This window comes from Microbacterium sp. 4R-513, from assembly GCF_011046485.1.
Taxonomy (GTDB): domain Bacteria; phylum Actinomycetota; class Actinomycetes; order Actinomycetales; family Microbacteriaceae; genus Microbacterium.
The window spans coordinates 2628808-2643968 of record NZ_CP049256.1 but is presented as its reverse complement, the minus strand read 5'-3'; the positions used below and the strand labels follow the sequence as shown (position 1 = coordinate 2643968).

Sequence of the window (15161 nt, the reverse complement as noted above, 5' to 3'; positions counted from 1 at the left end):
GCCGGCTCACCCCTTGCGACCTTGCGTGGCGACGCCCTCGACGAAGTAGCGCTGGCCGAAGGCGAACAGGAGCAGCATCGGCAGGGTGACGACGAGCGCTGCCACCATCACGTACTGATAGTCGCCGTGCCCTCCGTTGGTCGGGCTGTACTTGGTCATGGCCGACGCGATGCCGAGAGGCACCGTGTAGCCCTCGGCCGATCCCGCGTTCAGGTAGATGAGGGCGGCCTGCAGGTTGTTCCAGCTCGCCTGGAACTCGAACAGGAACACGATGATGAACGACGGGATCGACAGCGGGAAGACCATGCGCCAGAACATGCCCCACTGACTCACGCCGTCGACCCTGGCCGCCTCGAAGATCTCCCGCGGGAGTCCCAGGAAGAACTGGCGCTGAAGGAAGATGTAGAACGCCGAGCCGAAGAGATTCATCCCCCAGAGCGGCACGTTCGTCCCCACGAGACCGAGGTTGTTCCAGATGAGGTACTGCGGAACGAGTGTGACCGCGCCGGGAAGCATCATGGTGGCGAGCACCACTCCGAACAGGATGTTCCGGCCCGGGAACCGGAAGTGGGCGAATCCCCACGCGACGAGCGAGCTCGAGATGGTGACGAAGCCTGCCGCCAGGATCGCGATGAGGAGGCTGTTACCGACCCAGGCGAGCAGGGGCAGCTCGTCCCACACCTTCACGTAGTTCTCGGGCTGGAAGGTGAGCGGGATCAGCCGGTTGTCGAACACCTGACCGCGCGGCTTGAGGCTCGCGGCGAGGAGCCATACCAGCGGGTAGAGGAACAGCATCGCGAAGCCGACGAGGAGAGCCCACTTGAGGATGCCGAAGATCACGGCGCCGGCGCGCCACGAGCGACGCCGACGGGGATCGACCGTCTCCTCCGGTTCGGCGGCCGACGTCTGGGGAGGTGGGGTGCGGGTGTCGATGGCCATGATCAACGCTCGTTCTCGTAGTAGACGAATCGGTTGCCGAGCTTCACCTGCACGAGCGAGATGACCATGATGATCACGAAGATCAGCCATGCCATCGCCGCGGCGAAGCCGAAGTTGAACTGCCGGAACGCCTGCTGGAACAGGTAGACGGCGTAGAAGAGCGAGGCATCCGAAGCTCCCTGCACCTGATCTCGATAGAAGAGCAGGTAGGCCTGATCGAATGTCTGCAGCGCGGCGATCGTGAGCACGATGATGTTGAAGAACAGCGCTCCCGAGATCATCGGCAGCGTGATGGAGAAGAAGCGGCGCACCGGGCCGGCGCCGTCGATCTGCGCCACCTCGTAGAGGTCCCGCGGGACGTTCTTGAGCGCCGCGAGGAAGATCACCATCGTGCCGCTCACGCCCCACAGGGTCATGATCACGATCGAGGGCTTGACCCAGTTCGGGTCCAGCAGCCACTGCGGACCCTGGATGCCGATGGCTGCGAGTCCCTTGTTGATCGCCCCCTGGTTGCCGTTGAGGAGGAGGAAGAACACCGCCGCCGTGGCGACCGCCGGGGTCATCTTGGGAAGGTAGTAGAGCGTCCGGAAAACGCCTGCGCCGCGGGTGACGCGGTCGAGGAGCAACGCGAGGAAGAGCGCGAACGTGATCTCGAGGGGCACCGCCAGCACGGCGTAGAACAGGGTGTTCCCGAGCGACGTCATGACCTTGGGGTCCTGGAAGAGCCCCTCGTAGTTGGCCAGTCCGATTGGACGCATAGCGCCGGTCGCGAGCTGATAGCGGCTGAACGAGATGACCAGGCTGTAGATCATGGCGCCCGCGGTGAAGACGAGGAAGCCGATGATCCACGGCGAGATGAACGCGTAAGCCGTGAGCACCTCGCGCCGGTTGTACTCCTGCTTCACGCGGACCTTCTTCACGCGGCGCTTGCGCCCAGATCCCTCCGCCGCCACCGCGTCGGCCGCGACATCGCTGTCGACGCTCATGTCCTGCACGTCCTTGTTCGGGAGCGGCGCACGATCGTGGTCCTCTCTGGAGTCGGGATGTGGCATCGTTGCCACAAGCGCGACTATAAGTGCGCCCAAAAGAAGTGGCAACAGGCTTGACGACGAGACCAAGCGGTGGAACAGCGCCCTCGCTGGGCGATGGGTCGAGAGCGACCGCGCTCATCGGAATCGACCTCGGCAGCACCTCCACCAAGGCCGCGCTCGTCGAGATCTCCTCCGCGCGCGAACCCGTCCTGAGGCACGTCGCCCACCGCGTCTCGGCGCGTGATGTGCCGGGCCTCCTCGCCGGAGCGACCGAGGTGACGCGTGCGTGCGCGGAGCATGCCGACGGACCGATCGCGGCCGTCGGCATCGCCGCCATGGCCGAGAGCGGAGCGGCCATCGACCATGCCGGGCTGCCGCTCACCGGCCTCGTGCGCTGGGACGCGCACGTCGACCGCGCGCACCTCGACGCTCTACTTTCGTCCTTTCCCGATCTCGCGACCGACACCGGCGTGCCGGCGACCACCAAGCCGGCCGCCGTCGCCCTGACGGCGCTTCGCAGCGAGCAGCCGCAGGCCTTCGCCCGCATGCGTCACTGGGCCGGAGCCGCCGACCTCCTCACCCACGCGCTGACCGGAGTGCGCACGACCGACCACACCCTCGCGGGCCGCACGATGATGGCCGGAGGCCGTGGCGAGGTTTGGGATGCCGAGGTGCTGGCCTTTCTCGGCATCCATCCCTCCGTTCTTCCCGAACTCCGCACTCCGGGCGCGGCGCTGCCTCGGACGTCGACGTCGGCGCTCGCTTTCGGGCTGCCTGCCGGAATCCCGGTCACCGTCGCCGGTCACGACCACATCGTCGGAGCGTGGGCCGCCGGGGTGCGCGCGCCCGGCGAGGCGGCGGACTCGCTCGGGACGGCCGAGGCTGTCGTCCGGGTGACGGATGCCGCGGACCGGCGCGGCGCGGTCGCCGCCGGTTTCGCGGTCGGGCGCACGATCGACGGTGCGGCCTCGACGATCCTGGGCGGCAGTCCCGCGTGCGGGGCGCTGCTGGCGCAGTGGGACCAACAGCATCCAGACGACCGCGTCCACGCGCGGCTCGCCGAGCTCGACGCCGAAACGTGGACTCCCGCCGCAGGCATGGTGCTCCCCTATCCGTCGGGGCGCCAGTGCCCGGCTCCCCGGCCGGACGCGGCACTGCGCATCTTCCCGGGTTCCACCGACACGACCGACGACCGCGTCCGGAGTCTCCTGCAGTCGCTCGTCTGCCACGCCCGGTGGATGCGTGAGACCACCGACGCCCTCGCGGGGGACGCGGCATCCACCGTCACTCTCCTCGGGTCGCTCGCGCAGCGCATCCCGGTGTGGGCGAGCCTGACGGCGGCCGCAGCGGGCACGACGACGACGCTCCGGTGCACCGTGTCCGAACCAGTCGCGGCGGGCGCGGCGCTCATCGCCGGAGTGCGCGCCGGCGTCCTCGCCGACGACGTGGCGCTTCCGCGGGAGCCGGTCGCGCCGGCGCCTCGAGCCCACCTCGACCGCATCTTCCGGCGCTTCGTCGCCACCGCGCTCGCGGACCGGGCCGCGCCCGCCGCAGCCCCGAAAGGAGACACCCCATGAGCCTCGATGCCATCGCGCGCCCGTCCGGAGCCTTCGCCATGGTGGCGATGGATCAGCGTGAGAGCCTGCGGCACATGTTCGACCTCGCCGGGGACGGGCGACCCGACGACGACGCGCTGATCGCCTTCAAGGTAGCGGTCGCCGCGGAGCTCGGTCCGCTCGCGTCCGGATTCCTCGCCGACCGCCAGTACGGCTTCGAAGCCGTGCGCGCCGAGCTCCCGGCATCCACGGGACTCATCCTCGCCGTCGACGCACTCGAACAGGCGAGCGGCGGACCGGTCGAAGACACCTCCCTCGACGAGTCGGCGCTCGAGGGGATCCCCGATCAGGTCGTGGCGCTCAAGCTGCTGCTCATCTGGCGGCGCGACGACCGGCGCGAGGCGCGGGTACAGCTCGCGGCGCGGTTCATCGAGGCCGCGCGCGAGAGGGGTCTGCTCTCGGTGCTCGAACCGGTCGTGCGAGCCGCCCCGGGAGAGACCGGCTTCGACGCCGACGAAGCGATCCGCGAGGCGGCGCGCGAGCTGTCGGCACTCCACCCGGATCTGTACAAGGCGCAAGTGCCCCTTGCGGGCATGGGCGACGAGCGTGCGCAGCGGACGGCGAGCGCCGCACTCGAAGACTGCATGACGGGCCCATGGGTGGTGCTCTCGCAGGGGGTCGAGAGGGAGCGGTTCGCGGATGCCGTGCGCGCGGCGTGCCTCGAGGGTGCGAGCGGCTTTCTCGCCGGCCGTGCGCTGTGGAGCGACCTCGTGGGCAGCCGTGCGCTGCGCGACGATCTGCGCACGCGCGCAGCCGATCGGCTGCGGGTGCTGTGCGACATCGTCGACGAGTCCGCCCGCCCGTGGAGGGACGCCTGACATGCGCGTCGGAGCGCTGCACACCGTTCCCGGCCTCGTTCCGGTTTTCCACTCCCTGCTGACCGAGCTCGACCCCGGCCTCGACGTGGTCCACACCACCGATCCCGCGCTGCTCGCCGGCGCGATCGAGCGTGGCGTCGACGATGCACTGATCGCCGCGGTCGCAGACCACCTCCGCGGCCTCGCGAGGAGCGGCGCGACCTCCGTGCTCGTGACGTGCTCGTCGATCGGAGAGGCGGCTGTCGAGGCGGGCTCACGCGCGGGCGTCCCGGTCGTGCGGGTGGATGCCGCGATGGGGGCGGAGGCGGTCACCCGCGCCTCGCGGGGCGGTGGACGCGTGCTCGTGCTCGCGACGCTCGAGGCGACCCTCGGCCCGACGACCCGGCTCGTCGAGGCGTCCGCCCACGGGAAGGCTGTCGAAGTGACGGCGCATCTCGTGGTCGGCGCCGCGGATGCCCGCGCACGTGGGGATCAGGCGGTGCACGACCGGCTCATCGCCGAGGCGATCGCCGAGGCACGCGACGTCGAGGCGATCGTGCTCGCGCAGGCCTCCATGGCGACGGGAGCCGGCGACGACAGCCGTGTTCTCACCTCGCCCCGCTCGGGGTCGGCGGCATTCGTCGCCGGACTGAGCGCCGGCTCCTGAGCCGGCCGCGCCACGGTGCGGATCCGCTCGGAATGCGTGGCGGGAGAAGCGTCTGGGAACGTTGTCACATAGACTGGTCCGATGAGCCAGAGTCCTTCGCTCATGGTCGTCGGGGATCGTCACACGGTCCGCGGCACGGGGTACTCGCTCTCCTGGCTCGGTGGCCCGGAGGGCGTCCCGCTCTCGCCGTATCTCGACATCGCAGACGCCGACGATCTGCCGTGGATGAAGCTCTGCGCGCTGTCGAGCGTCCACACGCGAAGCGCCCGCGACGAGGCGATGGTGCTGCATGCACCGGAGGTGCGGCACGAGGCCGATGCGGTCGTGATCGTCGTGCGCACCGAGTCCCCCGCGTGGCAGGCGCGCTCGTTCGAGGTGCGGTGCACGGCCGATTCGATCGAGATCACGCTGGAAGCGGTCGGCGAGGGCGACCTGACCGACGTCACGCTGCTCGGCGGAGACGGAGTCCTGCCCACCGGAGCGGCCGGCATCTTCCGCTCCGGGTTCGACGCCCACTCGCTCTATGTGCCGAGCCCGACCGAGCCGATCGCGTTCGTCCGGCCCATCTGGTCGGCGGCATCCCTCGGAGTCGTCGGCGATGCCGACCCCGGCCGCCTCAACGGGGTGTTCTCGCCCCCTCCCCTGGCGCTCGCGTTCGGGCGCACGCCCGCCGACGACGCCCTCATCCCCGGCGAGGGCCCGTGGCTCGGGGCGTGGCTGCGGTCGCCGGTCGAAGCCCTCCGCTTCACGACGATGCGGTTCGACCCCGTCGACGGCGGCGCGCTCGTTCGGCTGGCGTACGAGGGTCACACGCACGTCGAGGGCACCTGGCGGTCGCCGACCCTCGTCATCCGTCCCGTGGACTCCCCCGCGGCCGCCCTGCAGGCGCATCGCGCCGACCTCGTCGCCACCGGCAACGCACCGGCGGCCTCCCCTGCGATCGTGCCCTGGTGGCTGCAGCCGATCTTCTGCGGATGGGGTGCGCAGGTCGCGCGCGGCGGCGCCCCCGCCCCGGACCTCTGCCGCCAGTCGATCTACGACGAATTCCTGGAGCGGCTCGCGCGCGCGTCACTCAGTCCCGGAACGATCGTCGTCGACGACCGGTGGCAGGCCCGGTACGGCACCGCCGAGCCCGACCTCGACGCGTGGCCCGACCTGCGGGGATGGATCGCGGAGCGGCACGCCGAGGGACGGCGCGTGCTGCTGTGGTTCAAGGCCTGGGATCCGGCGGGCCTGCCCGCAGACGAATGCATCACGGATGCCGCGGGCCGGCCGGTCGCCGCAGATCCGGGGAGTCCGGCCTACCTCGCACGACTCGACGCGATTGTGGAGCGACTCCTCTCCGCCGACGGGATCGATGCCGACGGCTTCAAGGTCGACTTCACGCAGCACGCACCGAGCGGGCACACGCTCCGCTCGGCGCCCGACAGCGACGGCGTGTGGGGCATCGCCGCCCTCCACCGCCTCGTCGGGCGCCTGCACAGCGCGGCGCATCGCATCAAGCCCGACGCGCTGGTCGTCACGCACACCGTGCACCCCTCTTTCGCCGACGTGACCGACATGGTGCGCACGAACGACGTTCTCGAGCACGACGTCGCGGGCCGCCCCGTCCCCGTGGCCGCGCAGCTGCGCGCCCGCCAGGAGATCGTCGCGACGACCCTGCCCGGCCACCCGGTCGACACCGACCAGTGGCCCATGCCCAACCGCGACGAGTGGCTCGAGTACGCCCACGCGCAGACGCGCTTCGGCGTGCCGGCGCTCTACTACCTCGAACGGGTGGGCGAGGGCGACGAGCCGATCGACGCGCAGCACCTCGCGGCGATCGGCCGCACGTGGGCCGACTACCGGAAGAACATCGGATGACGACCGAGATCGCGCGCGGCGTCTGGCGGGTCGCCGACACGTGCAGCGTCTACCTCATCGTCGACCCCGATGCGCCGGCGGGCGAGCGGGATGCCGTGGCGGTGGACTTCGGCGCGGGCGCGGCGGTCGACGAGCTCGGCGGACTCGGCATCCGTCGCATCACCGATGTCGTGATGACGCATCACCACCGCGACCAGGCGCAGGGACTGCCGCTCGCCGTCGCGCACGGCGCGCGCATCCACGTGCCGCCCGTCGAGCGCGAGCTCTTCGACCGCGTCGAGGAGATGTGGGAGCGACGGCAGCTCGACAACGACTACAACCTGCGCCAGGACCGGTTCTCGCTGCTCTCCTCGGTGCCGGTCCACGACGTCGTGCCGGAGTACCGGGACCTCGAGCTCGCCGGCGTGAGGCTGCGGGTGCTCCCCACTCCGGGCCACACGATCGGGTCGGTGTCGTACCTGCTCGAGCGCGATGAGGAGGTGATCGCGTTCACGGGCGACCTCATCCACTCCCCCGGTCGGGTGTGGTCGCTCGCGGCGACGCAGTGGTCGTACACCGAGACCGAGGGCCCGGCGATGACCGTGCTGAGCTGCCGGATGCTGGCGGCAGAGCGAATCGATCGACTCGCACCCTCGCACGGCGACGTGATGGACGAGGCATCCGGTCCTCTCCTGGCGCTCGCCGGCGCGATGCAGGAGTACGTCGACTCCCGGCGCTCGTACCCCTGGGACCTGCAGGCCAGGCTCGACGACCCCTTCGTGTCGCTCACGCCCCACCTCCTGCTCAACCGCACGTCGCTCTCGTGCTCGTACGTGCTGCTGTCCGAGAGCGGCGAGGCGCTGCTCATCGACTACGGCTATGACATGACCACAGGCCTCGTGCCAGGCCAGGATCGATCGGCGCGCCGCCCGTGGCTCGCCTCGCTCCCCGCACTGCGCCGCGATTACGGGGTGAGCCGCATCACCGTGGCGATCCCGACGCACTACCACGACGACCACATCGCCGGGATGCCGCTGCTGCGCGACGTCGAGGGGGCGGAGCTGTGGATCCCTGAGAACGTCGCGCCGACGATGGCCGACCCGTGGCGCGAGGACCTTCCGTGCCAGTGGTACGACCCGATCGTCGCCGACCGCGTGCTGCCGCTCGGTGAGCCCTTCACCTGGAACGAGTACACGATCACGCCGCACGCGCAGCCGGGTCACACGCTCTACGCAGTCGCCTACGAGATGGTCGTCGACGGCGTCACTGTCGTGTTCACGGGCGACCAGCAGGAGGGACTCGGCGGGCGCGACGGGCGGCGGGACGTCTTGAACTACCAGTACCGCAATCTGTTCGCGCTCGGAGACTATTCACGCAGCGCCGCACTGTACCGCCGCATCGCGCCGGGCCTCATGGCAAGCGGTCACTGGGAGCCGCGATGGGTGGATGACGCGTACCTCGCGCACCTCGAGGAGGCGGGCCGGCTCGTCGACGAGCTGCATCGCCGTCTGCTGCCGATCGACGAGCTCGCGATCCCCGCCGACGGCCAGGTCGCCCGCATCATGCCCGCACGGGCGCGGGCACGCACGGGCGAGACGGTCGACTACGCCGTTCAGGTGCGCAATCCGCTTCCGGCTCGAGCCACGGCGGTGATCCGGCCGGTCGTCCCGCTAGGCTGGCGGACGTCCGAGACGGAGCTCGTCATCCCTCTCGATCCAGGCGAGGAGTCCACCGTGCCGCTGACCGTGACGCCTATGTCGCCGGGGCGACGACAGCGTCTCGCCGTCGATGTGCGCATCGACGATCTGCTTCTCGGTCAGCACGCCGACGCCCTCGTCGACGTGGCGGGGCCGGAATGACCCAGCCCTCGCGCCCTCCTGTGACGCGCGCGACCATCCGCGACGTCGCGGATGCCGCCGGAGTGTCCCGGTCCACGGCGTCACGCGCCCTCTCGGGCAACGGGTACGCCGCGCCCGAGGTCCGCGAGCGCGTGCGGGCAGCGGCGAAGGAGCTCGGCTATGTGGTCGACGTCACGGCGCGCAGCCTCAAGCAGCGGACAAGCCGATCGGTCGGCATCCTCGTGTCCGACCTTCGCAACACGTTCTACGCCGAGCTCGCCTCGGGGGTCGTCGAAGAAGCGCGCGCGCACGGTCGGACGCTCGTCATCGTCGACCTGCACGGCGATCCGGAGGACGAGCTCGAGGCGGCCGAGACCCTCGTCTCGTCGCGCGTGTCGGGCGTGATCGCCACCCCGGTGTCGGCGGAGCTCAGCCGGTTCCTGCGGCGCATCGGCGTGCCGCTCATCGAGGTGGATCGGCGCTTCGACGCCGAGACGACCGACGCCGTCGTCGTCGACAACCGTGTCGCCGCGCGCGACATCACGACGCGCCTGCTGCGCGCCGGGCACCGTCGCATCGCCCTCGTGATCGATGAGACGGAGTGGACCACGGGCGACGAGCGTCTTCGCGGGTACCTCGACGCGCTCGCCGCGGGGCGCATACGGCGCGACGACGCCCTCATCGTCCGGGCCGGATGGGATGCCGAGGACGCCACGGCCGCCGCGGTGCGCCTGCTGTCGCTGCGCGATCGTCCGACGGCGGTCTTCGCGGCGAACAACGTGCTGACCGAGGGGACCTGGCGCGCTGCGCACGATCTCGCCCTCCGCATTCCCGAGGATCTCAGCCTGGTGGGCTTCGACGATGCGCCGTGGATGAGCATGGTGCAGCCGGGGGTGTCGACCCAGGTGCAGGATGCCGGAGCACTCGGCGCCACCGCGATGCGGGCGCTCCTCGACCGCCTAGACACGCCGGACGCTCCCGTTCGTACCATCGTCATGCCGACCCGCTTCCTCGACCGCGGATCGATCTCGACGCCCGCCGATCGAAACGATTCCATGTCGAGCGCACCTCGCTCGTGAGCGGCTCTCTGGCGACTCCGCGGGCCCGTGATTAGGATGTGGGAACGATGTCACACCGCCGCTCGTCCGTGTGGTCGCATCGGGGGATGCCGCGGCATCCCGACCGAACCTGAAGCGACAGGGCGGACCGGAGGAGGATCATGACGAGTCAGCACCCCGTTCTCGCGCTCGATATCGGCGGCACCAAGCTTGCCGTGGCCATGGTTGACGAGCGCGGGCAGACGCTTGGGCTCCTCATCGAGCCGACCGACAAGCTGCGCGGGCCGGACGCCGTCATCGCGCACCTCTTCGACATGGGTCGCCGCAGTATCGAGCTCGCGGGTCTCGGCTCGCCGGTCGCCGTGGGCATCAGCTGCGGCGGCCCGCTCGACGCCGCCTCGGGCGTGCTCACCGGTCCTCTCCACCTCCCGGGATGGATCGACATCCCGATCGTCGACCTCGCCCGCGAGACGTTCGGCGTGCCGGCCGCCCTCGAGAACGATGCGACCGCGGCGGCGCTCGCGGAACACCGCTTCGGGGCGGCCCGGGGCGCCGACACCGCGCTGTACCTCACGCTCTCGACCGGCGTCGGCGGAGGCGCGGTCATCGCCGGCCGGCTGCACCGCGGCGCCGCGGGCAACGGCGGCGAGTTCGGGCACATCACGGTGCGCCCCGGCGGACGGCTGTGCGGATGCGGCAGGAACGGATGCCTCGAGGCCTATGCCTCGGGCACCAACATCGCCGACCGCGCGGCCGACCTCCTCACCTCAAACGACCGGGCGTCCACCCTGCGCGACCTTCCGGTGGTGCGTGCCGAGCACGTCGCAGCCGCGGCAGCCGCAGGCGACCCTCTCGCCGCGGACGTGTGGACCGAGACGGTCGAAGTGCTCGGCCAGGCGATCACCGACCTCGTCAACGTGTTCGAGCCCGACGTCGTGGTGCTCGGCGGCGGGGTCACCCGGTCGGGGGCGATGCTTCTCGAGCCCGTCCGCGACATCGTGCGCCGCACCGCCATGCCCCCCGCCGCCCGCGCAGCGACCGTGACCCTCGCGGCGCTCGGCGACGTCGTGTGCGTCGTCGGTGCCGGAGCGCTCGGCCACGACCTGTCCCTCCGACTCGACCGCGAAGGCTCCTCCCGTGTCTGACCTGCTCGACGCCCAACTCGCGGCCCACATCCGCACTGCGCAGGATGCGCAGCGACTCCTTCCCGACGTTCGCGCGGCGGGCGAGATGCTCATCGCGGCGCTCGAGGCCGGCGGCACCGTCTACACGCTGGGCAACGGAGGCAGTGCCGCCGACGCGCAGCACTTCACCGGTGAGCTGATCGGCCACTACCGGCGCGACCGCCGCCCGCTTCGCGCGGTGACGCTGACGACGGATGCCACGGTCTCGACCTGCATCGCGAACGACTACTCGTTCGACGACGTGTTCTCCCGCCAGGTCGAGGCGCTCGCGCGGCCGGGGGACGTGGTCGCCGCGTTCACGACGAGCGGTCGATCCCCCAACGTCGTGAAGGCCCTCGAAGCCGCGCGCGCGAACGAGGCGACGACGCTTCTTTTCGCCGGCGGCGACGGCGGTCCCGCTCTGGCTCTTGCCGACCACGCGTTCCTCGCACCGTCGACCGAGACTCCGCGCATCCAGGAGCTGCACACCTTCCTCCTGCACGCGCTGTCGGAGATGCTCGACGCCTGGGCAGCGGGAGAGCGCCTGGCATGACCGATCCCGCTCAGCGCGCCGGAGTCGCGACCCACCCCGCCGCCGCCGCGGATTCCGCATCTCCCGCTCCGGATGCCGCGGACGATCCTTCGGGCGTCTCACCCGATGCGCCCCAGATCACGGGCCACACCGCCGCGGCGCCGATCGCAAATGCACCCTCCGGCGAGCAGCCGCGCGGCCTGCGGCCGGTGCCGCGGCCCCTCGCGACCGCCGATCGGACTCTCCACATGATCGGCAACGCGCACATCGACCCGGTGTGGCTGTGGCCGTGGCAGGAGGGGTACCAGGAGGCGCGGGCCACGTTCGCGAGCGCCCTCGACCGCATGGACGAGTACCCTGACTTCGTCTTCACCTGCGACCAGGTGGTGCTCCTGTCGTGGGTCGAGGAGCAGGACCCGGCGCTCTTCGCGCGCATCCGCGAGCGTGTCGACGAAGGCCGCTGGGTGAACGTCGGCGGCTGGTGGGTCGAGCCGGACTGCAACATGCCGATGGGAGAGTCCTTCGCTCGCCAAGGACTGTACGGCCAGCGCTACTTGCACTCGCGGTTCGGGCGGATCGCAACCGTCGGAATGAACGTCGACCCCTTCGGGCACAACGCGATGCTGCCGCAGATCCTCCGCGGGCAGCGGATGGACTCGTACTGCTTCCTTCGCCCCGGCCCGCACGAGGGCGACCTGCAAGACACCCTGTTCAACTGGGAGTCGCCGGACGGATCCCGGGTGCTCGCCTACCGCATCCCCTTCGAGTACTGCAGCCCGCCGGGAGACGTGTCAGGGCAGACCGAGAAGTCGCTGGCCCAGCTCGACCGCACGCTCGGCGAGATGATGGTGTTCTACGGAGTCGGCAATCACGGCGGTGGCCCGACGAAGGCCAACATCGAGTCGATCCACCGCTACGACCGCATGGGCAGCTTCGGGAGGATGACGATGTCGTCGCCACGCGCGTACTTCGACGAGATGACGGCCCGCGGCGACGCATTCCTCGACGGCCTGAACGTGCGGCGCGACGACCTGCAGCATCACGCTCCGGGCTGCTACTCGTCGCACTCGGGCATCAAGGCATGGCAGCGCCGCGCGCAGCACGCCGTGCTCGTCGCAGAGCGCTGGGCGGCCATCGACGTCGCACTCGGTGCGGACGAGTACCCCCGGGACGACCTGGAGCGGGCGTGGAAGCAGGTGCTGTTCAACCAGTTCCACGACATCCTTCCCGGCTCGGCGATCGAGCCGTCGTACGACGACGCGCGAGACCAACTCGGTGAAGCGGTCGCGATCGCCAAGCGGATCACGACGCGCGCACACAACCGCATCGCGCGGCGCATCGACATCCCGGTCGACACGGCGACGCAGCCGATCGTCGTGTTCAATCCGCACCCGTGGGACGTCTCGGTCGACGTCGACATGCAGTACGGCGCTCAGCCACGCGGTGTACGGGTCGTCGATCACGACGGCGCCGAAGTGCTGTCACAGGCGACGCAGTCCACCGCGACCACCGGCGACACGAGCCGGGGCGCCGTGACCTTCCGAGCCGACGTACCGGCCCTCGGCTACGCGCTCTACCGCATGCTGCCGGGGCCGGCAGCGCCGCGGCAGACGGAGCTGGTGACGGATGCCGCGGGCACGACGTTCGAGAACGCGCACCTGCGCGCCGAGCTCGACCCCGCCACGGGCGACCTCATCTCCCTCCTCGACAAGCACACCGGCGTGGATCCGCTCCGCGCGACGCGCGGTGAGCCGCGAACGGTCGTGTGCGACGACCCGACCGACACGTGGGGCCACCGGGTCGTCTCCTACGCGTGGCCGGGCTTCGCGATGCGGGTCGACCGGATCGTCGTGCGCGAGACGGGACCGCTCCGCATCCGCGTGCGCGTCGAGCGTTCGTGGGGGTCGAGCCGGCTGACCGAGGAGTATCTGCTCTCGCACGACGCGCCCGCGCTGCGCGTCGACGTCACGCTCGACTGGCGCGAGCGCGCACACGTTCTGAAGCTGCGGTTCCCGGTCGGCCTCGACGAGCCTTCGGCGACGTACGAGATTCCGTACGGCACCATCGAGCGCCCTGTCGACGGAGCCGAAGAGCCGGCGCAGTCGTGGGTCGACCTCACGGGGCGCCTCGACGGCGAGGCGGCGGGGCTCACGGTGATCTGCACGGCGAAGCACGGGTGGGACGTCTCCCCGGCCGCGGCCGCGGGTGCGCGGACACCGAGCATCGGCATCACGGCGGTCCGCTCCCCCGTCTACTCATGGCACGACCCGCGCCTGCTCGACCCCGACGGCGTCTACTCGTTCCAGGATCAGGGGGTGCAGCGCTTCAGCCTCGAGCTCGTGCCGCATGCCGGCGACTGGCGCTCCGCGCAACCCACGCGCCGGGCCGCGGCGCTCGGCGCACCGGTGCGGGCACAGCTCGAGTCCTTCCACTCGGGCGATCTTCCTCCGCGGCGCAGTTTCGCCTCCGACGGGGCGGACGCGGTCATGATCACCGCGGTCAAGGGCAGCGAGGACCGGCCGGGCGACGCGCCGGCCGACCTGATCGTGCGGGCGGTCGAGACGCGCGGGCGCGCGGCATCCGCTCGCCTCTCTCTTCCGATCGTCGATCGCGAGATTGCCGCGGACTTCCGCCCGCATCAGGTGCGGACCTTCCGGGTGCCGCTCGACCCGTCGGCCGAGGTCGTCGAGGTCGATCTGCTCGAATGGCCGCTCGGCGAGGAGCCGGAGTGACGGCCGGCTGGCCGTTCGGCATCGGTGCTTCCGTAGTCTGACCGGCGCCGGCCCCGCGCCATCCCGCGTGACCGAGAAGCGCTTGCACAAGACGCTTCTCGGATCAACCCCCCGGGGAGAACCGCTTCTCCCCCGGAACATGGTTCTGCAACGGATCATGAGGGAGGTGCCGTTGGACGTCATCCTTGTGCCCGGCCTGTGGCTCGACGGGTCGACATGGACCGATGTCGCCGACCGCCTCGCGGCGGCGGGGCACAGCCCGCACCCGCTGACTCTGCGTGGACTCGCATCGCGCACATCGGACCGGCGCGGCATCATGCTGGCCGATCACGTGGCCGAGATCGTCGATGTCATCGACCGCGCCGACGGCGCCGTCGTGCTCGTGGGGCATGCCGAGGCCTGCGGCCTCGTGCACGCCGCGGTCAATCGCCGGCCAGAGCGCATCGCGCGTGTGATCCACGTCGGCGGCTTCCCGAGCGCCGACGGCACCCGCGTGCTCAGCGCGAGCGCGATCGACCTGCGCACGAAACCGGTCGATGTCGTCGTGCGCGATCTGACCGACCCCGTGCTTCAGGCCCGTTACCAGCGCATCAGCGAGAATGGTGCGCAGGCGATCGACTCGGTGCAGCGACTCACCGACGAGCGCCGCTACAGCGTTCCCACCACGATCGTCGCGACCGAGTACCGCGTCGACGACGTGCTGCGCTGGGTTCGCGTCGGGGTCGATCTGACGCGCGAGCTGCGTCGCATGACGGATCTCACACTGGTCGACCTGCCGTCGGGACGGTGGCCACAGATGGAGCGGGCGGACGAGCTCGCGCGGCTCATCCTGGAGCAGACCGCCCCGCAGCTCACCTTCCCGACCGTCCCGACCCCCACCATCGCCCCGGCCACCGCGTCGACGGCGACCGCCGACGCCTGACCCGCGCGGTTCTGAACGGTCGGG

Annotated in this window: 12 protein-coding genes; 10 read left to right on the top strand and 2 right to left on the bottom strand. The window is 70.8% G+C overall.

Going from position 1 to position 15161, the window contains the following annotated elements:
- Positions 1–6 precede the first annotated feature (6 nt).
- Complete coding sequence (locus tag G5T42_RS11630; RefSeq protein ID WP_165128690.1) at positions 7–939, bottom strand: carbohydrate ABC transporter permease; 933 nt, start codon at positions 937–939, stop codon at positions 7–9.
- Between the two features lie 2 nt (positions 940–941).
- Positions 942–2000 (bottom strand): sugar ABC transporter permease, encoded by a 1059-nt coding sequence (locus G5T42_RS11625; protein WP_241245794.1) that lies wholly within the window; start codon positions 1998–2000, stop codon positions 942–944.
- Positions 2001–2041: 41 nt separating this feature from the next.
- Here G5T42_RS11625 and G5T42_RS11620 point away from each other — a divergent pair, with 41 nt between their 5' ends.
- The 10 genes from G5T42_RS11620 to G5T42_RS11575 all read left to right on the top strand — a co-directional run bounded on the left by G5T42_RS11620 (position 2042) and on the right by G5T42_RS11575 (position 15137).
- Positions 2042–3547 (top strand): FGGY family carbohydrate kinase, encoded by a 1506-nt coding sequence (locus G5T42_RS11620; protein ID WP_165128688.1) that lies wholly within the window; start codon positions 2042–2044, stop codon positions 3545–3547.
- Positions 3544–4404 carry a hypothetical protein gene (locus G5T42_RS11615; protein ID WP_165128686.1) on the top strand — a complete coding sequence of 287 codons (861 nt, stop codon included), beginning with the start codon at positions 3544–3546 and terminating at the stop codon, positions 4402–4404. The genes G5T42_RS11620 and G5T42_RS11615 overlap by 4 nt, the downstream gene beginning before the upstream one ends.
- Before the next feature lies 1 nt (position 4405).
- A complete protein-coding gene (locus tag G5T42_RS11610; RefSeq protein WP_165128684.1) occupies positions 4406–5050 on the top strand; it encodes an aspartate/glutamate racemase family protein in 645 nt (214 codons plus the stop codon).
- Between the two features lie 81 nt (positions 5051–5131).
- The gene (locus G5T42_RS11605) at positions 5132–6913 is read left to right on the top strand and encodes a hypothetical protein (protein ID WP_165128682.1); all 1782 of its coding nucleotides are present in this window, start codon (positions 5132–5134) and stop codon (positions 6911–6913) included.
- Complete coding sequence (locus G5T42_RS11600) at positions 6910–8751, top strand: MBL fold metallo-hydrolase (RefSeq protein WP_165128680.1); 1842 nt, start codon at positions 6910–6912, stop codon at positions 8749–8751. The genes G5T42_RS11605 and G5T42_RS11600 overlap by 4 nt, the downstream gene beginning before the upstream one ends.
- Positions 8752–8771: 20 nt before the next feature.
- The gene (locus tag G5T42_RS11595) at positions 8772–9809 is read left to right on the top strand and encodes a LacI family DNA-binding transcriptional regulator (RefSeq protein WP_241245793.1); all 1038 of its coding nucleotides are present in this window, start codon (positions 8772–8774) and stop codon (positions 9807–9809) included.
- A gap of 140 nt (positions 9810–9949) precedes the next feature.
- Positions 9950–10933 carry an ROK family protein gene (locus G5T42_RS11590; protein WP_165128676.1) on the top strand — a complete coding sequence of 328 codons (984 nt, stop codon included), beginning with the start codon at positions 9950–9952 and terminating at the stop codon, positions 10931–10933.
- Positions 10926–11504 carry an SIS domain-containing protein gene (locus G5T42_RS11585; RefSeq protein WP_165128674.1) on the top strand — a complete coding sequence of 193 codons (579 nt, stop codon included), beginning with the start codon at positions 10926–10928 and terminating at the stop codon, positions 11502–11504. Before G5T42_RS11590 ends, G5T42_RS11585 begins: the two co-directional genes overlap by 8 nt.
- Positions 11501–14215, top strand: a complete 2715-nt coding sequence (locus G5T42_RS11580; RefSeq protein ID WP_165128672.1) for an alpha-mannosidase — start codon at positions 11501–11503, stop codon at positions 14213–14215. The genes G5T42_RS11585 and G5T42_RS11580 overlap by 4 nt, the downstream gene beginning before the upstream one ends.
- A 166-nt stretch (positions 14216–14381) precedes the next feature.
- Positions 14382–15137 (top strand): alpha/beta hydrolase, encoded by a 756-nt coding sequence (locus G5T42_RS11575; RefSeq protein ID WP_165128670.1) that lies wholly within the window; start codon positions 14382–14384, stop codon positions 15135–15137.
- Positions 15138–15161: the final 24 nt, after the last annotated feature.

Bases quoted from the DNA above. Each gene is read 5' to 3' on its own strand.
- G5T42_RS11630 (WP_165128690.1), bottom strand. From the start codon at position 939: ATGGCCATCGACACCCGCACCCCACCTCCCCAGACGTCGGCCGCCGAA.
- G5T42_RS11615 (WP_165128686.1), top strand. From the start codon at position 3,544: ATGAGCCTCGATGCCATCGCGCGCCCGTCCGGAGCCTTCGCCATGGTG.
- G5T42_RS11610 (WP_165128684.1), top strand. From the start codon at position 4,406: ATGCGCGTCGGAGCGCTGCACACCGTTCCCGGCCTCGTTCCGGTTTTC.
- G5T42_RS11605 (WP_165128682.1), top strand. From the start codon at position 5,132: ATGAGCCAGAGTCCTTCGCTCATGGTCGTCGGGGATCGTCACACGGTC.
- G5T42_RS11600 (WP_165128680.1), top strand. From the start codon at position 6,910: ATGACGACCGAGATCGCGCGCGGCGTCTGGCGGGTCGCCGACACGTGC.
- G5T42_RS11590 (WP_165128676.1), top strand. From the start codon at position 9,950: ATGACGAGTCAGCACCCCGTTCTCGCGCTCGATATCGGCGGCACCAAG.
- G5T42_RS11580 (WP_165128672.1), top strand. From the start codon at position 11,501: ATGACCGATCCCGCTCAGCGCGCCGGAGTCGCGACCCACCCCGCCGCC.